Raw genomic sequence first — 18,663 nt, forward strand, 5'->3', positions numbered from 1 at the left:
GTAGGCAGGTTTTTGTGCTTTGATACATACTAATTAGTAGCGAGTAATCAGAGCAATCGGCTCTTTTTCGTCCATTTTGTCTTTGGGGACAAATACCACTTCACCGCCGTTGTGGCTCACTATCTCGATAATCTCACTGACCGCATCATCGGTTACGCCATCTGCTGTGGCATCGTCTGATACAAGCAAAGTCAAGGCAGTCTCATCAATGGTCGCAGGCACGATGTGTCCTTGACGTACTAGGAGTTTGACGGCATTGCCTTCGACCGCTGAGCGGTAGATTTGCTGTAAATCGGTGCGTACCATTTTCTCGTTACGGGCTTTTTCAAGGTCGCCTTGGGCGGTCTCATAGCGAGTGGCACGCTGAGTCTCCACCACGTCTTGCACGCCTGCCACGATGTCTTCGGCACGTCCGTCTTTTAGGTTGGGTAGGTGGTCAACTTTGCCAATGATAAAGCTGTCATTGTCCACAACTTGCTTATAAAATCCCAAGGTACGGCTATCACCCACCAAAATTACAGGCAATGGGTCAATGTTACGAAACTCCTGCATGCTCTTATCCACACGGTTCATGAACTCTTTTAGATAGCTGTCGTCATCTGATGAGCTTGTACGGTCGGCTTTTGAACCTGTGGGCAGGCTGGTGTTGTTGATTGGGAAAGTCAGCTCGCTCATTTGCGATTGGCGTTCGCTTTCACCGCCGATTTCTTTGACCACACGGTCGTTGGTCGCTTCAATCAAGCGAGCGTGTTCGCTTGTTACCACAAGTACATAATAATGCACCGCTTCGGACATATCACGCACCAAGTCTCTGGTGGCAAACTTTTCGCCCAAAATCACACGCTCTTTGGCATCAAATGGCAAACGCAAAATCTCGGCTTCATTTTCATTGGCAAAAATAGCAAGCGTGTCTAAGTTATAATTATGGTCAAGCTCGTCCGTCTTGGCATGGATAAGCTCCATGATGGCATCGCTTGTGCGTTTGTCATGCTCGTTTGTGATACGCTCTTCGGCAACTTTTAGTTGATTTTTTAGGGCAATGTGGTCTTGCTCATTTTCTGGGTGGGTGCGGTGGGTTTTGACAAAGATACTCACAGCAGGGTTGCCACGGGTGGCTTTTAGGTCTTTTAACGTTGCTTTCATAACAAACTCCTTAATTTGATTGCTAAATGGTTAATCATTAGGGCGTGTTGAACATTGATAACATTTTTATAAAAATAAGATGAAAATTGGACAATTTTAATCAATTTTTGCATGAAAAATGGCTAAATCTTGTTTTTCTTCGTCAAAAACTTGTCTGATAGAATGACTATCAGCCTGCGTTTTTTCCTTGAAAAACGTACGATTTTTCTCATTTTTCATTGCAAATACCAAAGGAAGGCACGCCCTAATCACATAATTAATTAAATTTAACCGTCCGATTATAAAATCTAAATTTAAAATCTGATGATGATTGTAGCGAGTTTTTTGGGCGTTTGTCTGTTAAAAAATGTGCTGTTTTATGGTTAAAATGTAGCCAAAAAATCTGCTGTGTAAGATTGATAAGAAAGCTTGTAAGTCTTTGTAAAAATACCTACTTTGACTAGGGAGTTTATGTATAATGGGGAGTTGGCAGGTTTTTAGAGCGGTTTTTAAACCTAAAAATACAAATCAAAAACACAAAAAAATGGGCGATGACACCCATTTTTCCAAAGCAATTTATTTTTAATCTTTTTTATCAAAGACCACGCCTCTTGCCATTTCCATGCGTTTGGCAAGCTGAATGTCTCGCCCATGCACTTCATATTGGTCAAGCTCGCCAATGCGTACTTTGAGCAAAGTATAGGTATTCTCCCACGTAGGGTAATGTTCTAGCTCTTCACAATAAAACGCCACACGGGTGGTAAAGGCGATGACGTCAGCAAAACTGGCAAATTCATACGTCTTGACAAGGCTGTTGCCATCTAATGCCCAGCCTTGCAATCTTTCTAATTGTAAGGCGACTTGGTCTGCGGTAAGACTGCTCATGATGTTCCTTTGGTTAGGTAAAAGATAAAAATACACCAAGCCATTTTACCAAAATCTTCAAAATTTCGGCAAGATTTTTGGCAAATTTACCAATATTTTTGTAAACGATTATCACAACTTAGTTGTTACCCAATCATGATAAGAAGCATTGGATCGTACTCATGCCAACAGCGATTGGTATTCATCTCGTCTGTCAATGTAGCTTGCCACAAAGGAACAGCTTGGCACGACTTTTTTGTCATTATCACGAGCATAATCCAAGGCGTGCTTGACCAATGCCGTACCCAGTCCACGTCCGCCCAGCTCTTTGGGGACGATGGTGTGGTTGTAGTTTAGTGTATTGCCATCGATGACTTCATAGCTTAAAAAGCCAGTATGTCCGTCAATGGTCACTTCAAAACGCTGTGTGGCAGGGTTATGGATGATGTCAGTCATGGGGTGCGTCCTTAAATGGTTGATGTTAAAAGCTAAAAATACCACTCTTATGCTAACACAAATTTTATTGGAGTGAAAGTCTGTTTACATGCTTACCACAGATTGCCCTGCCATACACAGCACATTGACAAAGCCCCCAAAAACTTTTAAGATGAACCACACATCAGCTGACCCATTATAAAGGATTGTCATGTCTTACCCTGCCCCCACTGATTTTTACTCTTCTCGCCTGCCCCAAATCCGCACCCAAAACCCCCTGATTCATAACATCACCAACATCGTCTCTGCTCATTTTAGTGCCAATGGCTTGCTTGCCCTTGGGGCATCGCCGATTATGTCGGGGGTATATGATGAGATGAGACAGCTCGCCGGCATTACCCATGCTCTGACGCTAAACCTAGGTGCCCCAAGCCGTGAACAGGTGCGAGCCATGATAGAAGCAGGGCAGGCGATGAATGAGCTTGGCAAACCTGTGGTGCTTGACCCTGTGGGCGTTGGGGCGAGCAGTTATCGCCAAGACGTGACCCATGAGATTTTGGCAAATGTCAAAGTCGCACTCATTCGTGGTAATGCTGGCGAAATGGCACAACTGGCAGGTGTGGAGTGGTCATCTCGTGGCGTGGATGCAGGGCATGGCGATGGCAGTCAGCTTGCTCACATCGCCAAAACTTGTGCCCAAAAGTACCAAACCACGGTCGCCCTAAGCGGAGCAACCGACTACATCAGCGATGGCGATAAGCTCATCGCCGTGCATAATGGCACGCCCCTGTTTCCCAAAATCACCGCTTCGGGCTGTCTGCTTGGGGTAGTATGTGGGGCGTTCTTAGCAGTGCATGACGACACGCTGTTGGGTGTGCTAGACGCTGTACTGACTTATACCATCGCCGGAGAGCTTGCCAGTGATGGACTGGGCGAGAGCCAAAGCGGTACGTTTTATACCAAACTCATCGATAAACTTGGCGAGATAAGCGAGCAGGATGTACAAAAGCATGCTCGCTTTGACGTGGTGTGATGGCACGTGGTAAAAGTATGCTTAAGGTGATTGATAAATTATAAGATGGCTTGATATCATCTTTAAAATGGCATTTTTGATCACAATATCACTCATCAAAGCCGTATCTAGACAAAACCACGGCATTTCACCAAACCCATTTACCAAAATATTACCGACTTTTGGCACTCATCGTGGTATGATAATTCATCAGTTTTTAGATTTTTTAATCATTCGATATAATTTAACCTTAAAATATTATTTATAATGACAAAAACAGTTACATTTTTTTGTGTAATGTTGTAAACTAAGAGCCATACAATTATCAGGGGTGACACATGACCGAAGACAACGCCAACCCAAACCCAAATGCCAGTCATCGTATCTTAGTGGTTGATGATGACGCCAGACTGCGTGCCTTATTACAGCGATTTTTAGAAGATGATGGCTTTACCGTGCGTGCGTGCCATGATGGCAAGCAGATGGACAAACTCATGCAACGTGAGATGTTCTCGCTCATCGTGCTTGATTTGATGTTGCCCGACGAAGACGGCATCGCCATCTGCAAACGCCTGCGTGCTGATAATGCCGACATTCCCATCATCATGCTGACCGCCAAAGGCTCGGACACCGACCGTATCGCAGGGCTTGAAGCAGGGGCGGATGACTACCTGCCTAAGCCCTTTAACCCCAAAGAGCTACTGGCTCGTATCAAAGCGGTGCTTCGCCGTCACAACCGGGAGCTACCCGGAGCCCCATCTCAGCAGATGGAAGTGGTGGAGTTTGGCTCGTGGACGCTTGATTTGTCCACTCGCACCCTAAAAAAAGACGGCAATGTCGTCACCCTAACCACAGGCGAGTTTAGCGTTCTAAAAGCACTCGTTCAGCACCCCAGAGAGCCACTGACCCGTGACAAACTCATGAATCTAGCCCGTGGGCGTGAATGGGGAGCGATGGAGCGTTCGATTGACGTGCAGGTCTCACGCCTAAGACGACTCATCGAAGATAACCCATCTCAGGCTCGCTATATCCAAACGGTGTGGGGCGTGGGCTATGTCTTTGTGCCTGATGGGGCGGAGAGCTGATAACACAAAAACCAAACAACGCTTTGTTGTTTGGTTTTTTACTAAGTGTCTATTTTAGACTATCTGTATAAACGCTTGCAAATCAGCCTTTTTTGGCGACCACTTTACGCACTTTTTCTCTGGCACGGTCTTGTTTTAGGCGGGATAGATAATCCACAAACACAATGCCTTTTAGATGGTCAAGCTCATGCTGAATGCACACCGCCAACAGTCCATCAGCCTCAACGCTAAATGGCTTGCCGTCAGCATCCAAAGCATCAATCTGCACACGGGCAGGGCGACTGACATCATCATACACCTCAGGAATGGACAAACAACCCTCTTTATAAGGGACAAGCTCATCGGTCAGTGGCGTAACTTTGGGATTGATGTACACCTTGGGCTGTGGCTCCTCACCCTCTTTGGCTAAGTCCATGGTCACCACTTGCACGTGCCTGTCCACCTGTGTCGCCGCCAGTCCAATGCCCTTGGCATCATACATGGTCTCAAACATGTCGCTAATTAAGGTCTTAATCTCATCAGTAATCTCATCAACTTCGCTTGCCACAGTACGCAAACGTGGGTCAGGATAATGTAAAATGGGTAATAGTGCCATAATGTCTCTTGTCGTTGGTTTTGGGGTATTATATCGGAAAATTGGGTTTTGGTAAAATGGATTTAGGGTTATCGTGGTTTGGCAGTCTTTTTGTCATCAAAAATAACCTGCAAAAGACAAAACAAACCGCCACTAAACTCCAATTTATATATTTCCATGGGTTTTTCACACAACATCATTTGGCCAAATAATGCTCACTAACAGGCTGTAAATATTTATCGTCAATCACAAGACATTTGGCGGATTTCTCCTGTTGTATTTTAGTTTTTGTTTTTGCAATGTCTTTTGACTGATTGATTCGACCTTCTTCATCAGTAGCAAACTTGAAAAAATCTACCGATACAGGGCAGAAAACTTTGGTGCTACCCAAATTCCATGCCATATAGCCATATAAGGCATTATCTCTATTATTAAAAATATCTTTATTATCATCTTGGCATTTCTTTTTACTCTCTTCATTTTTTAAACCTGTACAATTGTAAGCATTAAAAATATCTTTTTGTGCCAAAATATCTCTTTTGGATAAGCCATTGATATTTTCAGAAGTGGTATTACCATTATGAATAAGATACCAAGAGCTGTCTTGGGGTTTTTCTATGAATTTAGGGAAGGATAAAGAGCTTATAACATGCCCCTTACTTACCGTTATAGAAAATACATAAAAACCAATGGTTACTAGCAATAAAATAGTATTTAAAATTCTATTGTCCTTTACTTTTTTAATAACATCATCAAATGTAAAGAATAGATTTAAAAATATAAAAATAATGGAACCCAAGAAATAGATAAAAAAATTAGTTTCAAAATCACTATTTATTTCTAATGATTGATATGTGATATTATTAAAAAAATAAAACAGTAAAACTGTTGAGAATAATATTAAAAGAGATAAAGATAGCACAAAATCACTGAACAAATTACTCAATACATTACTTTTTTCACCTACCGATATTATAGAGATTAATATAAAAAATAAAACAATGAAAGATATTGATAAAATATAGCCTAGTATTACATTGCACAAAAAAGAAAGGGACGAAAATATAAACAAAATAGTTAAAAAAGTTGAAATATTCGGTTTTTTTGATATGTCATTTTTTAACGTATTACTTAAAAGTCCGATAAGTTTAGGTATAAAAAATAATGACAGCAATATCATAATATTTAGTAAATAGAAACTAATAATTGCTATCAAATTATAAGATTTTGAAATGATATCTGGAAATAAAAAAGATTTGTCTATGATATCAAGATATATTCTTATATTTATAAAACCTATTACAATGCTAAAAACAGTAATAATGGGCAGTAATTTTACAAAAAAACCTAAGACAGATAATAATTTATTTATTATATCATCATATTTTTTATCAATATTACCATTATTGATAGTGTTCAAAAATTTATTAAAATCCACTTCTTCTTTGGATTCCAAAATTGGATTTTCATCTTTCAATTCTTTTCTTGGCATTTTGAAGCTCTTAAATTAAAAATTAGACTCAAACAATCCTTTGTTTGAGTCTTTATTACTATATAACGTCTAGCTCCCAATCTTCTTATATTTCATACGCTTAGGCGTGGCATCTGCCCCAAGTCGCTCTTTACGCCATTTTTCGTATTCGGTGTAGTTACCGTCAAAGAACTCTGGCGTTTCGTTTTCAAACGACAAAATGTGCGTACAAATACGGTCCAAGAACCAGCGGTCGTGGGACACCACCATGACCGTACCAGGGAACACCTGCACCGCATCTTCCAAGGCACGCAAGGTCTCCACGTCAAGGTCGTTGGACGGTTCGTCAAGCAGGATAACGTTCGCCCCTTGTTTTAGGGTTTTGGCAAGTTGCAAGCGATTTCGCTCACCGCCTGACAGACTGCCCACACGTTTTTGTTGGTCTTGACCCTTAAAGTTAAAGCGTCCGATGTAGGCACGGCTTGGCGTGGTGTATTCGCCCACGGTAATCATGTCAAGTCCGTCTGACACTTCTTCCCACACGGTTTTGTTGTCGTCAAGCTCATCTCTAACCTGCCCCACATAGGCGACTTTGACGCTCTCGCCCACTTCTACCGTGCCGGTGTCGGGCTTGTCTTTGCCCGTAATCATATTAAATAGGGTCGTTTTACCCGCACCGTTTGGTCCCACGATACCGACAATTGCCATGGGTGGCACGCTAAACGATAGGTTTTCGTACAGCAAACGGTCGCCAAAGGATTTTGAGATGTTATTAACTTCAATCACTTTATTGCCCAAACGGGGTCCTGGTGGAATATAAATCTCTGCCGTCTCGTTACGCTGTTGGAACTCACGAGAGTTCATCTCTTCAAAGCGTTCAAGGCGAGATTTGGATTTGGCTTGCTGACCTTTTTGGTTTTTACGAACCCATTCTAGCTCTTGTTTTAGAGCCTTAGCAAAGGCTTCTTCTTGCTTTTGCTCTTGTTCTAGGCGTTTGTTTTTCTGTTCTAGCCATTCGGTGTAGTTGCCTTGGTATGGGTAGCCATAGCCACGGTCAAGCTCCAAAATCCACTCGGCGACATTGTCAAGGAAATAGCGGTCGTGGGTAATCGCCACAATCGTGCCAGAGTAGTCTTTTAAGAAACGTTCTAGCCACGCCACAGACTCTGCATCCAAGTGGTTGGTCGGCTCGTCAAGCAGGAGCATATCAGGCTTGGATAGGAGCAGACGGCACAGGGCAACACGGCGTTTTTCGCCTCCTGACAGCTTGGAGACGTCAGCGTCCCACGGTGGCAAACGAAGTGCGTCCGCTGCTTTTTCAAGCTGGGTGTTTAGGTTGTGAGCGTCCCACGCCTGAATGATGTCTTCCATTTTGCCTTGCTCGGCGGCCAATTTGTCAAAATCGGCATCAGGCTCGGCATATTCGGCATAGATTTGGTTAAGGCGTTCTAGGGCATCAAGGGCTTCACGCACGCCGTCTTCCACGTTGCCACGCACGTCTTTGGTGGGGTCAAGTTGGGGTTCTTGGGGCAGATAGCCCACCTTAATGCCCGCTTGCGGACGAGCTTCCCCGCTAAATTCGGTATCCACGCCCGCCATAATGCGTAGCAAGGTGGATTTACCGGCACCGTTAAGACCCAGCACGCCAATTTTTGCCCCTGGGAAAAAGGACAATGAAATGTCTTTTAAAATTTCACGCTTAGGCGGAACAAGTTTTGACACTTTGTTCATGGTGTAGATGTATTGAGCCATACAAATCCTTGAATTAAAAGAGATTTTTAAAAATTGGTCTGATTTAGAACTTGCCAAATTTTTGCCAATTTAACCGCCTATTATCGCATGGTTTGGGCGGTGGGGCAAGTTTGTTGCGTTAAGATTTTGGTAAAATAAATTTGGCTAAAATGACTGATGTTAAACCCCCTAACAATGCAAAAATAGAAACTGCCACCATAGACATAACCAAGACCAACATAATATCCATTATTTGCCAATCGAACAATGCATCAATATTTGCAAGTATTACTAAAGTCATTGTTGGCAAAAAAGTAGAAAGCCAACCAATAAAGAATGCTTTTAAATAATTTGCTGTATCTAAAATTCTAACCTTATAACAAGCCAGTAAAATCCCTGTCAATGCCGATGGAATAAAACCTACTAAAAAAGTTATTGCGACAATTACCCATAATATTTCAAGAATAGAACTCCAATCTTGGTCTATTAACATTCCAATAAAAACCATTAAAGTAACGGGCAGACCACCAACAATTCCGCCCAATAACGGATAAAGCATGATGACTTTTAAAGTTGGGTATTTGTTTTCTTTATTGTTATTCATAAAATTTCCCTTTTAAGATTTTGGTAAAATAAATTTAGCTAAAATGGCTGATGATGTTCCGCCTAACAAACCAAAACCAAGCACGAATAAAAATGCTTGACCTGCATTCATATTAGGGTGTAGAAAAATAAAACTGGCTAAAAAACAAACCAAAAACCCCACCCCAAAAATTTTAGAATATTTTCTATTAGTCATTTTAAAAATTACCATAATAAAACTTATTATCAGATTTAAAATAAAACCAATAAAATAAAAGGTCATCAAATAAGAGTAAAAATATTCTAATGAAAATTTTACACCATTAGTTAATAAAATTAACCACATTATTAAGACAGAAATAACGCAAAAGATAATACCACCCAACAATGGATAAAGCGTCATTACTCTTAAAATTGGGTATTTATTTTTATTATTCGTCAAACTCTCCTTTTAAGATTTTGGAAAAAGAATGTCGATGATGACTTGTTTGATGGGATATTTCATCATACTTTTCCTTTTAAAATACCTTTATCATTTTTACCGTTTGATAAATACTCCCAACCAACTTGATATTTACCACGGGTTTGTAGGGGTGTGCTGAGCACACCCTTTGATGATATTACTATACAAGGCGTGCTCAGCACGCCCCTACGTCCACACATCATTGTATTTGTAGTAATTTTAAAGTTTCTTGGGTGTACAAACAAATGCTTTGATAACAACACACCCAAAACATCACAAGCCCAGTCATGGCACTCTTTCTTAAAATTAGCTATAATAACAAACCTAGCTACAAAAGCAAATAACCACTTATCACTCCTGCCAGATTTATCAGAAATACAGTCATGCCCGAATTACCCGAAGTTGAAACAACCAAAGCCAGCCTTGCCCCACTCATCGGTCAGCGTGTCAGCGACATTTACACGTCCGCTCATCGCTTGCGTGAAGTGATACCAGACGACCTAGACGAGCTTATCGGGGCGAAACTTGTGCGTGTGGTTCGCCGTGCCAAATATCTACTGCTTGATTTTAATAAAAACGGCTCACCATTACGCCTGCTCATTCACCTAGGCATGTCAGGCAGTCTGCAACAACATGACTCCCTTGCCCCACGCAAGCATGACCACGTCATCTTTGGCTTTGATGACTCATCGGTGCGTCTGCATTATCATGACCCCAGGCGTTTTGGCATGGTGATGTGGGCAGATGATGCCGAGCGTTATCTTGACAAACTCGGGGTAGAGCCTTTGGATGATGCCTTTGATGCTGACTATCTGCACGGGCTGATTCACAAAAACCCCAAGCGCCCCATCGCCCGCCCCATCAAATCCGTCATCATGGAGCAGTCCATCGTGGTTGGTGTGGGTAACATCTACGCCGTGGAGAGCCTGTTCATGTCAGGCGTACACCCTGCCACGCCTGCCCATCAGATAGATAAAGACAAGATGGCTGTACTGGTCGATAACATCAAGGCGATACTCGCTCGCTCCATCGAACAAGGCGGGTCAAGTCTTCGGGACTTTACCGTAGGGGCGGGCAAAACGGGCTATTTTCAACAAATCCTACTGGCTTATGGACGAGCAGGTGAGCCATGTACGGCATGCCAAGAGATTTTGGAAAACATTAAAATCGGTGGGCGAGCCAGTGTGTACTGCCCGAGCTGTCAGCCACTTGACCCAGCTGTTAACCCCACTGTTTAATTCAACTGTTTAATTCATTAGCTTTTAGCAATCATTGGGCATCGCCAAATGTTACCGATTTGTTTACCCCTTGTCGGAAAATTTTACCGTCCACCCACTTTCTGGCAAAATAGGCTTGATAATATGGGCGGAACTTGTTTTAATAATAGCATAAATCTATCTTGGGCAAATCGCCCCCATTAGGATACTCTCATGAAAATCAAACACACTTTATTGGCACTGACTGCCACCGCCCTTATCAGCACCACCGCTCACGCTGCCATCGAGATTGATGAAGAGCATTTTGGTCCTACCTATGGCTCTGCGGTGCTTGATATTACCGTTGCCAAACCATTACAGTTGGTTGGTGCGGTTGCAGGCACAGCACTTCATGCGGTAGGCTTACCATTTTCTATGGCATCAGGTAGCGTGGAGAGTTCTTATGAGACTTTGGTTGTCAAGCCTTGGTCGGCACTCTCTCGCTGTGTGGGCTGTACCGAAGCCTATGACAACTATCGTAACGCCAACGAAGTAAACCCTAACGAAGTACGTATCGTTGTGGACAGACCTTCTGAGATTATCATCAATACCGACCAAAATGTGGTTGTAAACCCACGTTGATTGATGGCTGATTTTTTACTTGTTTTTGTTTCTCCAACCTATTTACCGCCCTTTGGTAAATAGGTTTTTTATTTGGATATCAAAGTGATAATATGGCAAACTTTACAAATCAAAGCCCTTATATAAAATTGCCCAATCCATACAGACTGGGCGATTTTTAGATTTCTTGTTTATTAGGGAGTTTCTTGTTTTTTACGCCATGATTGCCATAGGCTTTCATGTTGGATTTTGGGAACTTTTAAGGTGATGGTGTTAGATAGCATGTCATGCACCGCAAGCCCCCGAGTATTGAACGCACAAAACAGATAATTAAACAAAAACCCCAGCATGGCACTCATCAGCACCGCCAGTCGTGAGCCGTGTAGCACCCCACCGATGGTCGCACAGAGTATGGGCAGTAGGCAGGCACTGATGATACGGCGAGTGCTTTGTACCCACGTCAGCAGATGTCCTGCGTTATCCACTGTCTTTAATCGCCATGTCTGCATGCCGAGCGTCTGCCCTGATTTTCGCCAAAACAGTCCATAAAAACCTATCAAGGTCAGCACAAACAGCGGTGTCATGACCCCATTTTGATACCAAGTTGGCAGTCTTTGGGCGTGTGCCGAGTCCGTCCCCACTTCCATAAACAACAGCGTACCGACCACCGCCCCAATCGTCCCCACCAAAAACAACATCGCCAATATCAACATGCCATCATATAGTAGTGCCGTCACTCGCACCAAGGGTTTGGCGATGGCAGGTAGCTCATCAGGGTCTACCTGTATGGGCTTGTCTTCGCTGTGTGTCTTAGTTGATGGACGGGGTTTTGGGGTTTTGTTTTTTTTAGCCATGGTGATAAATAGAGTCAAAATAGGCTTTATTTTACCATGACTTTTGGGGCGTGTTGAACATTTATGACACTTTTATGTGTTAAAGTCTTAGGGTGCGATTGTCATTAATACCATTTTATTGGCATTTGATAAAATTTCACGCTTTCATCCGTCTTACATAAATGACTATTTGACACTTGATACTTCATTACTTAAAATGGTAACTTATTGATTATTTGATAATTATTTTTTGGGTCGTAGGAGTGAATTGCAATTCGCCCTTGATAAACCAATCATTTATACAAAGTTGAGAATGGCATACTTAATCTCAAAAGCTAAGCCAAACCCTAAATTTATGCCATGTCAAACCATCAAATTATCTTTATAAATCCATTTGACAAATCCATTTGACAAACCCACACAAACAAAAACACCAAAACTTAATCAAGTTTTGGTGTTTGGTATATGGCGCACCCGGAGAGATTCGAACTCCCGACCCCTTAGTTCGTAGCCAAGTGCTCTATCCAACTGAGCTACGGGTGCAGTACAACTGATGTGATTATCAATCTTTACCACTCGTTGTGGTGGGCTATTATACATCAAAAATTTAGGATGTCAAGCCTTTTTATTTATTTTTTAAAATAAATGGCGGTGACGGAGGGATTCGAACCCTCGATACAGTTTCCCGTATGCATCCTTAGCAGGGATGTGGTTTCAGCCACTCACCCACGTCACCGTTTTGATTGACAAATTTGTCAAAAGCTGTGGGCGATGATTATAGCAAAGTTTGGCAAAAATGCAAGGGGTTTTTTAAATTTTTGCGATAAATTTTTAAAAACCATCAAAAACCCCCACCAAACCCATCGCTACACACCATAAAAATTGACCTCTTCATTCCCCACACGCTTTTGCTTGACATATTTTACAAAAAGACAATCCTGCCCCAACAAACCAAACTTATTTTAGATGATTTGGCAAATCAGTTTGGCAAATGGCTTAGTAAATGACCTGATAAATGGTTTAGTAAACCACTTTAAAAATCCCTTGTCATCAAACAAGGGATTTTTTATCGTCTAATAAGATTAAGGCGTGTAATAAGTCGCAGCCCCTGGCCCTACGGGCAGACCTAAGGCAAACACCCAAACACAAAACAGCACCGTCCACCCCACCAAGAACAAGAGCGAGTACGGAATCATAAGCGACATGAGCGTGCCGACCCCTGTGTCTTTTTTGTAGCGAATCGCCACTGCCATGATAAGCCCAAAGTAGCTCATCATCGGCGTGATGATGTTGGTACTGCTATCGCCGATACGATAAGCCGCCTGAATCATCTCTGGGGCATAGCCTGTCAGCATGAGCATTGGCACAAAAATCGGTGCGGTAATCGCCCATTGAGCCGATGCTGAACCTAGCATGAGATTGACAAAGGCACAAATCAAAATAAAGCCCACGAGCAACAAAGGTCCTGTCAACCCAATGTCATTTAGGAAATTTGCCCCTGATACCGCCATGACCGAACCGATGTTTGACCAATTAAAAAAGGCGGTAAACTGAGCGGCAAAGAACACCAGCACGATGTACATACTAAGCGAACTCATGGCAGCACTCATGGCATTTACCACATCATCATTGGTCTTGATGGTGCCTGTAATCTTACCATACACAATCCCTGGAATGGCAAAGAACACAAAAATAAACACCACAATTCCATGCAAAAAAGGCGACCCTGCCACAAGACCTGTTGTAGGATGCCTTAAAATCCCATCGGCAGGCACAATCGTCCACGCAAGCAGCAAGCAAAAAATCAACATGGACACGCCCGACCAAAGCAGTCCCTTTTTCTCCAAAGCAGTCAGTCTCTCTACCTTAGTATCAAGTACGCTTGGGTCATCGGCATCATCAGGATTGTATTTACCCAAAGATGGTTCTACGATTTTTTCGGTAACAAAGTAGCCAATGCCACTCACCAAAAATGTGCTCACCGCCATAAAATACCAGTTGGCTTCTGCACCCACGACATACTCAGGGTCAATGATGCGTGCCGCTTCTTGACTGATGCCCGACAGCAGTGGGTCAACCGTACCAAGGAGTAAATTGGCACTATACCCACCCGACACACCTGCAAAGGCAGCAGCAAGCCCTGCCAATGGATGCCTGCCCAATGAATGAAAAATCATCGCCGCCAATGGAATTAGCACCACATAGCCAAGCTCTGAGGCGGTGTTTGACATGATGCCTGTAAAGACCACCACAAAAGTTACCATCTTTGGTGGAGCGTTCATGACAAGCCCACGCAAAGCTGCTGAAATCATGCCTGAACGCTCAGCAATTCCCACCCCCAGCAAGGCGACAAGCACCGTCCCAAGTGGTATAAATCCTGTAAAGTTGGATACCAGATTTTCAACAATCTTAGCAAGTCCATCACCATTTAAGAGATTGACAACATAAATCATGCCATCTTCGCCACGCCCCTTAGCACCCTCTGGACGTGGATCAACCACCGACACGCCCATCATTGACAAAATGGCAGACGCTACAAGCAGAATGACCGACATCCATACAAATAAAATGGCAGGGTGTGGCAACAGATTGCCAAGCCATTCCACACCTCTTAAAAATCTCTGCATTTGAGAAGATATTGCTTTTTCTTGCATAACCTTTCCTTTTTAAAAAACCCAATAAAATGCAATCTTATCAAGTAGTTAGATAATAAATAAAAAGTGCCATCATTTAGCACGATTGTTAAATCACAATTTAGTAATAAAAACAAACATTTTGGTACATATTGTATCAAAATGTTTGTTTCAAGTTTTTAAAATCTAAGATAAAATCACAGAAAAATTCATACTTTTAAACATGCTGATGAATCATGTCATCACAATCCCAAATCTGCGATGAATACTTAACTTTTGGATTACATTAGCTTACATTGTAATGACTTGTAAAATCAGTGCTGTTGATGCTTAGTTTATGACATTTCATCTGTATTTTATTGCATAAGACCTGATATCAGCTAGAATAAGTTTAGTATCAAAAGTTTAGTATCAATTTGTTTTGGTTTTAAATAAATTTGTTTTGGTTTTAAATAAACGATGAGTTGATTTAAATCTTAATTTAAACACACTCATACCATGCTTAATCTATATCATTACCATCCACCCATCATTTAATCCATGGAGTATCTTATGTCTCAATCTCAATTTAACCTAACTGTTGCTGACCAAGCTGCCGCTGATGCTTTGGTTGCCAAAACCGAAAATATCGCTGGTGTTAAGTTTGTCAATATCAACGTTGAAAAAGGCACTGTGGTTGTCACTCACGGTGATGACTTTGATGAAGCTGCTTTTAAAACTGCCATTGGCATCTAAGCACTCTCTGCTTTGAAAATCCCTTATATTAAAAATCCTTTGTATCATACGAAGGATTTTTTATTGAAATCAAAATTGAAATCAAAATCATCGCACCACTTCTCCTGTGTTGGCGTTGATGATTTGGCTGGGTTTGTCATAACCTAGCGTATCACCCAACAGATAATACACACCATCACCAAAATAATCCCACGCCATGCAAAAATCACGAGCAGGAGCTTGCCCACCAATATTACAACTGGTAGAGAGCAAAAACCCAAAAGGATTGCCGGTGTCATTGGCAGCAAACAAATCACATAGGGCGGCGATTTTGGGATGATGAATCACCCGAATGCCAAGGTTCTCATGCTTGCCACGCACACACGGGGGGATATAAACCCCATCAGGAATATCAAACAGCCATGTACTCGCCTGCTGTCTGTCATCGACACACGCCCAGCTTTTGATGATGTCATCTTGGCGAGCCTTTGGTAGATTTTTTAAAAATACATCAATGCATGATTTGTCAGAAGTCAGTACAATCACGCCTTTTTCGGCAGGGCGTTGTTTTAGAGCAAGCAGTCTGTTTACCGCCTGCACATCAAAAGCATGACAGCCTAGCCCCCATACACTCTCAGTGGGATAAGCCAAAATCCTACCCTGCTTGACCCATTCATACGCCACATCAACGCTATCGGTGACATACTCACGCCCGCTCATAACGACCCCCAACCACCTTTACCACACCAAGCATTTCAAGCTCCAACAAAGACGCCAGCAACGTCCCAACATCTAGTGCCGTCGCCATAACAAGCGTATCTAAGTCTGCGGGCTGACCAGAGAGCTTATCAAACACGCCTTGTAGATGAGATGGGATAACAACTGGTGCGGGTACAGGGGGTTTTTCATGAGTATTATCAAGTGCTAAGACACCCCGAGAGAAGGTTTTGGGCAGGGCATTATAACCTGTCACGCTCTCACTTAGCTCATCGATAATCTGACTGGGGTGGTAGATAAGGGTCGCCCCTTCACGAATGAGATGATGACAACCTTCGGCATTAACATTATCAATGGAGCTGGGCACGGCAAAGACTTGCTTGCCTTGTTCGGCGGTCAGGCGGGCGGTAATGAGTGAACCACTGGCAATAGCAGCTTCGGTAACCAGCGTAGCAAGCGACAGCCCAGCCACCAAACGGTTACGGCGTGGAAAGTTGTGCTTGGTGGCGGGCGTGGCAGGCAGTAGCTCGCTGATGAGACAACCGCCGTCATTGATAATCTGAGCATACAGAGCGTTGTGGTTCTTAGGATAGCACACATCAATGCCCGTTCCCATTACCCCAACTGTCTGCCCACGCCCACCTGACAACCCACCCAAATGTGCCGCCCTATCAACACCGCCTGCCAATCCGCTGGTCACAGTCAGCCCCTGATAAGCCAGATATTCTGCCATATTAAACGTCATCTGATAAGCAAACTCTGTGGGCTGACGACTGCCGACGATTGCCACCTGCCTATCTGACAAGCGTGCCACATCTCCCCGATAAAACAGTACTGGTGGTGGGTCGTACATCTGTCTTAGCATCTCAGGATAACGCTCATCATCCATCAAAAGCACCCCGTACGTCCCACGCCCTGCTTCGTCATGCAGTCTATCCACCATCGCCATGACATCATCAACATCCTGCCATCTTTTGATGTGGGCATTATGCACACCAAGCTCTTGCCACGCCCCAAGCTCTGCTGACAGTGCCTGTTTTGCATCACCAAATTGTTCGGTCAATTTATAAAAGGCAGTCAAAGATGTGTTTACCACATACCACAAGGCAAGTGTGGCGGATGTCTCATTTAGTGATTGGTATCTCATAATCATTACTTGTTTTTATCTTAGATGGCATTATACCACCACCGCCTTTTTTGTAAAATTTCATTGACAAAATAAAATTGCCAATACAGTGTACTGGCAATTTGAAAATAAAAACTTACAGATAGTCAGGTGGCACCAACTGGTCGCCTTTGTTAAGTGGTAACTCTGACGAGAGAACATAAGCATAGCTGATGTGGTCAAATACTTTAAACACCATGACTTGACCTGCTTTTTCGCTGGGCAGACGAACCGGTGTATCGTTATCATGAACATCACGCACTAATACCCCTTTGCGATAGACATCAAGAACGTGGCCCGCTCTTGCCCCTTGGGCAGCACCGATATTGATGGCGACCACACTGCCTTTGGCGGCACTGCCGATACTACCCATCACGCGTGCAATACTACCGCCACGAGTCACCTGAGCGGGGGCAGGATAGAACACCAAAGGCAGTTGGGTGTGAATCTCAGAGAATACACGATCACCTTCACGAATCTCTGTGTCAAATGACTGGGTAATTTGAATGCTTGATACGCCATTACCTGCCACATCAGTCACGATACCACGAGCCACTTGAATGGCTTCTAACCCCATCACCGCACCAGTTTTTACGTCCACATAAGGCTCGGATTTGCGATAAACGCCATAAGTCTGACCTGGGGTGAGTAGTGCACCTTTGACATAAATCTTATCGCCTGTTGCGGTAATGAGATTGCCTTTTTTAGATGCCAGTACATAAGGGGTTGTCTCAAAATCATCGGGATTGACAATCACCGAACGGTCAAGCCAATGACGGATGTTTGACAATGGGATGGTGGGCACACTGCCTTCTGATGAGTTAAGCTGTACAGGGGTATCGTTGGCTGGCGTCTCTTGCATCTGACGTTCAATGCCTGCACAGCCTTCGCCTGTATCCACACCAACCAAAGTCTGACCCTTAATGATACACATGATAAGGATGTCACCGGGGTAGATAAGGTGTGGGTTTTTGACTTGCTTATTGGTCGCCCAAATCTCACGCCATCTGTGCGGTGCATTTAGGTATCTGCCAGAGATGTCCCACAACGTGTCGCCTTTTTTGACGGTGTAACGGTTAGGGGCATCTGCTTTGATGGTTGGAGCAGGGTTATTTGCATGGGCTGATGACATCATCACACCACCGATCAGGCAAGCAGTCATCAGGCTTTTTAGGGCTGTTAGCTTCATATCATTATCCATTATTAAAGGCAACAAGTGTGTCTTTTTAGACATCAAAACACGAACTTGCTAAAATCTTGCTTAGCATACCACAAAATGTAAAAAAATATTAACTATTTTATCATTATTTGGCGGTAACTTTCCGACAAAAATACATCGTTTGGCGACTTTTGGATGTCATGATGGCAAAAATTTGTAAAATTAAGTGGGTTATTTAACCAGCTTTTTATCTCCAAACTCAATAGACTTCTTTCCAAACCCCGAT

Annotated in this window: 19 protein-coding genes and 2 tRNA genes; 5 read left to right on the forward strand and 16 right to left on the reverse strand. The window is 43.1% G+C overall.

Going from position 1 to position 18,663, the window contains the following annotated elements:
- Nucleotides 1–33 precede the first annotated feature (33 nt).
- The 4 genes from B5J94_RS02530 to B5J94_RS02540 form a co-directional block, all read right to left on the reverse strand.
- Nucleotides 34–1,143, reverse strand: a complete 1,110-nt coding sequence (locus tag B5J94_RS02530) for an AOC03_06830 family ribosome hibernation factor (RefSeq protein WP_062501299.1) — start codon at nucleotides 1,141–1,143, stop codon at nucleotides 34–36.
- 96 nt (nucleotides 1,144–1,239) lie between these two features.
- Nucleotides 1,240–1,362, reverse strand: a complete 123-nt coding sequence (locus B5J94_RS14915; protein WP_265734258.1) for a hypothetical protein — start codon at nucleotides 1,360–1,362, stop codon at nucleotides 1,240–1,242.
- A gap of 342 nt (nucleotides 1,363–1,704) precedes the next feature.
- On the reverse strand, nucleotides 1,705–2,007 hold the full coding sequence (locus tag B5J94_RS02535; RefSeq protein WP_062498799.1) for a 4a-hydroxytetrahydrobiopterin dehydratase: 303 nt from the start codon (nucleotides 2,005–2,007) through the stop codon (nucleotides 1,705–1,707).
- A gap of 159 nt (nucleotides 2,008–2,166) precedes the next feature.
- Nucleotides 2,167–2,442 carry a GNAT family N-acetyltransferase gene (locus B5J94_RS02540; protein ID WP_062498798.1) on the reverse strand — a complete coding sequence of 92 codons (276 nt, stop codon included), beginning with the start codon at nucleotides 2,440–2,442 and terminating at the stop codon, nucleotides 2,167–2,169.
- A gap of 190 nt (nucleotides 2,443–2,632) precedes the next feature.
- Here B5J94_RS02540 and thiM point away from each other — a divergent pair, with 190 nt between their 5' ends.
- Both thiM and ompR read left to right on the forward strand, forming a co-directional pair.
- Nucleotides 2,633–3,454: a hydroxyethylthiazole kinase gene (gene thiM / locus B5J94_RS02545; RefSeq protein ID WP_062498797.1), complete on the forward strand. Its 822-nt coding sequence runs from the start codon at nucleotides 2,633–2,635 to the stop codon at nucleotides 3,452–3,454.
- A gap of 317 nt (nucleotides 3,455–3,771) precedes the next feature.
- Entirely contained in the window at nucleotides 3,772–4,518 is a 747-nt protein-coding gene (gene ompR, locus B5J94_RS02550; protein WP_062498796.1) for an osmolarity response regulator transcription factor OmpR, read from the forward strand.
- Nucleotides 4,519–4,600: 82 nt separating this feature from the next.
- Here ompR and def read toward each other — a convergent pair whose 3' ends face one another.
- From def to B5J94_RS02575, 5 genes are all read right to left on the reverse strand, one after another.
- Nucleotides 4,601–5,113 carry a peptide deformylase gene (def, locus tag B5J94_RS02555; protein WP_062498795.1) on the reverse strand — a complete coding sequence of 171 codons (513 nt, stop codon included), beginning with the start codon at nucleotides 5,111–5,113 and terminating at the stop codon, nucleotides 4,601–4,603.
- 175 nt (nucleotides 5,114–5,288) lie between these two features.
- Nucleotides 5,289–6,584 carry a hypothetical protein gene (locus B5J94_RS02560; RefSeq protein WP_062498794.1) on the reverse strand — a complete coding sequence of 432 codons (1,296 nt, stop codon included), beginning with the start codon at nucleotides 6,582–6,584 and terminating at the stop codon, nucleotides 5,289–5,291.
- Nucleotides 6,585–6,653: 69 nt separating this feature from the next.
- A complete protein-coding gene (ettA, locus tag B5J94_RS02565) occupies nucleotides 6,654–8,315 on the reverse strand; it encodes an energy-dependent translational throttle protein EttA (RefSeq protein WP_062498793.1) in 1,662 nt (553 codons plus the stop codon).
- A gap of 118 nt (nucleotides 8,316–8,433) precedes the next feature.
- Nucleotides 8,434–8,898: a hypothetical protein gene (locus B5J94_RS02570; RefSeq protein WP_062498792.1), complete on the reverse strand. Its 465-nt coding sequence runs from the start codon at nucleotides 8,896–8,898 to the stop codon at nucleotides 8,434–8,436.
- 12 nt (nucleotides 8,899–8,910) lie between these two features.
- Entirely contained in the window at nucleotides 8,911–9,318 is a 408-nt protein-coding gene (locus B5J94_RS02575) for a hypothetical protein (protein ID WP_143821885.1), read from the reverse strand.
- Nucleotides 9,319–9,722: 404 nt separating this feature from the next.
- Between B5J94_RS02575 and mutM the strand changes: the two genes are divergently transcribed.
- Both mutM and B5J94_RS02585 read left to right on the forward strand, forming a co-directional pair.
- On the forward strand, nucleotides 9,723–10,577 hold the full coding sequence (gene mutM, locus B5J94_RS02580) for a bifunctional DNA-formamidopyrimidine glycosylase/DNA-(apurinic or apyrimidinic site) lyase (protein WP_062498790.1): 855 nt from the start codon (nucleotides 9,723–9,725) through the stop codon (nucleotides 10,575–10,577).
- 192 nt (nucleotides 10,578–10,769) lie between these two features.
- Nucleotides 10,770–11,177, forward strand: coding sequence for a hypothetical protein (locus B5J94_RS02585; RefSeq protein ID WP_062498789.1), 408 nt, complete (start codon nucleotides 10,770–10,772; stop codon nucleotides 11,175–11,177).
- 173 nt (nucleotides 11,178–11,350) lie between these two features.
- Here the strand turns inward: B5J94_RS02585 and B5J94_RS02590 are convergent, their stop codons facing one another.
- The 4 genes from B5J94_RS02590 to B5J94_RS02605 all read right to left on the reverse strand — a co-directional run bounded on the left by B5J94_RS02590 (nucleotide 11,351) and on the right by B5J94_RS02605 (nucleotide 14,643).
- Nucleotides 11,351–11,902 (reverse strand): RDD family protein, encoded by a 552-nt coding sequence (locus B5J94_RS02590; protein ID WP_062498800.1) that lies wholly within the window; start codon nucleotides 11,900–11,902, stop codon nucleotides 11,351–11,353.
- A gap of 553 nt (nucleotides 11,903–12,455) precedes the next feature.
- Nucleotides 12,456–12,532, reverse strand: a tRNA-Arg gene (locus tag B5J94_RS02595).
- Nucleotides 12,533–12,635: 103 nt separating this feature from the next.
- Nucleotides 12,636–12,725, reverse strand: a tRNA-Ser gene (locus B5J94_RS02600).
- 346 nt (nucleotides 12,726–13,071) lie between these two features.
- A complete protein-coding gene (locus tag B5J94_RS02605) occupies nucleotides 13,072–14,643 on the reverse strand; it encodes an AbgT family transporter (RefSeq protein ID WP_062498788.1) in 1,572 nt (523 codons plus the stop codon).
- Between the two features lie 531 nt (nucleotides 14,644–15,174).
- Between B5J94_RS02605 and B5J94_RS02610 the strand changes: the two genes are divergently transcribed.
- On the forward strand, nucleotides 15,175–15,357 hold the full coding sequence (locus tag B5J94_RS02610) for a hypothetical protein (protein ID WP_062498787.1): 183 nt from the start codon (nucleotides 15,175–15,177) through the stop codon (nucleotides 15,355–15,357).
- A gap of 87 nt (nucleotides 15,358–15,444) precedes the next feature.
- On the opposite strand, the gene B5J94_RS02615 is transcribed toward B5J94_RS02610, so the two are convergent.
- From B5J94_RS02615 to B5J94_RS02625, 3 genes are all read right to left on the reverse strand, one after another.
- Nucleotides 15,445–16,056 carry an L-threonylcarbamoyladenylate synthase gene (locus B5J94_RS02615; RefSeq protein ID WP_062498786.1) on the reverse strand — a complete coding sequence of 204 codons (612 nt, stop codon included), beginning with the start codon at nucleotides 16,054–16,056 and terminating at the stop codon, nucleotides 15,445–15,447.
- Nucleotides 16,043–17,200: a DNA-processing protein DprA gene (gene dprA / locus B5J94_RS02620; protein ID WP_062498785.1), complete on the reverse strand. Its 1,158-nt coding sequence runs from the start codon at nucleotides 17,198–17,200 to the stop codon at nucleotides 16,043–16,045. The genes B5J94_RS02615 and dprA overlap by 14 nt, the downstream gene beginning before the upstream one ends.
- A 115-nt stretch (nucleotides 17,201–17,315) precedes the next feature.
- Nucleotides 17,316–18,419: a LysM peptidoglycan-binding domain-containing protein gene (locus tag B5J94_RS02625; protein WP_458118222.1), complete on the reverse strand. Its 1,104-nt coding sequence runs from the start codon at nucleotides 18,417–18,419 to the stop codon at nucleotides 17,316–17,318.
- Nucleotides 18,420–18,663 lie beyond the last annotated feature (244 nt).

Origin of the sequence: Moraxella lacunata (assembly GCF_002027545.1) — a bacterium.
Taxonomy (GTDB): Bacteria; Pseudomonadota; Gammaproteobacteria; order Pseudomonadales; family Moraxellaceae; genus Moraxella; species Moraxella lacunata.

What these genes read in the sequence shown, in the direction of transcription:
- def (WP_062498795.1), bottom strand. Translation starts at nt 5,113, where the DNA reads ATGGCACTATTACCCATTTTACATTATCCTGACCCACGTTTGCGTACT.
- B5J94_RS02560 (WP_062498794.1), bottom strand. Translation starts at nt 6,584, where the DNA reads ATGCCAAGAAAAGAATTGAAAGATGAAAATCCAATTTTGGAATCCAAA.
- B5J94_RS02605 (WP_062498788.1), bottom strand. Translation starts at nt 14,643, where the DNA reads ATGCAAGAAAAAGCAATATCTTCTCAAATGCAGAGATTTTTAAGAGGT.
- ettA (WP_062498793.1), bottom strand. Translation starts at nt 8,315, where the DNA reads ATGGCTCAATACATCTACACCATGAACAAAGTGTCAAAACTTGTTCCG.
- ompR (WP_062498796.1), top strand. Translation starts at nt 3,772, where the DNA reads ATGACCGAAGACAACGCCAACCCAAACCCAAATGCCAGTCATCGTATC.
- B5J94_RS02585 (WP_062498789.1), top strand. Translation starts at nt 10,770, where the DNA reads ATGAAAATCAAACACACTTTATTGGCACTGACTGCCACCGCCCTTATC.
- B5J94_RS02570 (WP_062498792.1), bottom strand. Translation starts at nt 8,898, where the DNA reads ATGAATAACAATAAAGAAAACAAATACCCAACTTTAAAAGTCATCATG.
- thiM (WP_062498797.1), top strand. Translation starts at nt 2,633, where the DNA reads ATGTCTTACCCTGCCCCCACTGATTTTTACTCTTCTCGCCTGCCCCAA.
- B5J94_RS02530 (WP_062501299.1), bottom strand. Translation starts at nt 1,143, where the DNA reads ATGAAAGCAACGTTAAAAGACCTAAAAGCCACCCGTGGCAACCCTGCT.
- dprA (WP_062498785.1), bottom strand. Translation starts at nt 17,200, where the DNA reads ATGAGATACCAATCACTAAATGAGACATCCGCCACACTTGCCTTGTGG.
- mutM (WP_062498790.1), top strand. Translation starts at nt 9,723, where the DNA reads ATGCCCGAATTACCCGAAGTTGAAACAACCAAAGCCAGCCTTGCCCCA.
- B5J94_RS02535 (WP_062498799.1), bottom strand. Translation starts at nt 2,007, where the DNA reads ATGAGCAGTCTTACCGCAGACCAAGTCGCCTTACAATTAGAAAGATTG.
- B5J94_RS02610 (WP_062498787.1), top strand. Translation starts at nt 15,175, where the DNA reads ATGTCTCAATCTCAATTTAACCTAACTGTTGCTGACCAAGCTGCCGCT.
- B5J94_RS02625 (WP_458118222.1), bottom strand. Translation starts at nt 18,419, where the DNA reads ATGGATAATGATATGAAGCTAACAGCCCTAAAAAGCCTGATGACTGCT.
- B5J94_RS14915 (WP_265734258.1), bottom strand. Translation starts at nt 1,362, where the DNA reads ATGAAAAATGAGAAAAATCGTACGTTTTTCAAGGAAAAAACGCAGGCT.
- B5J94_RS02615 (WP_062498786.1), bottom strand. Translation starts at nt 16,056, where the DNA reads ATGAGCGGGCGTGAGTATGTCACCGATAGCGTTGATGTGGCGTATGAA.
- B5J94_RS02540 (WP_062498798.1), bottom strand. Translation starts at nt 2,442, where the DNA reads ATGACTGACATCATCCATAACCCTGCCACACAGCGTTTTGAAGTGACC.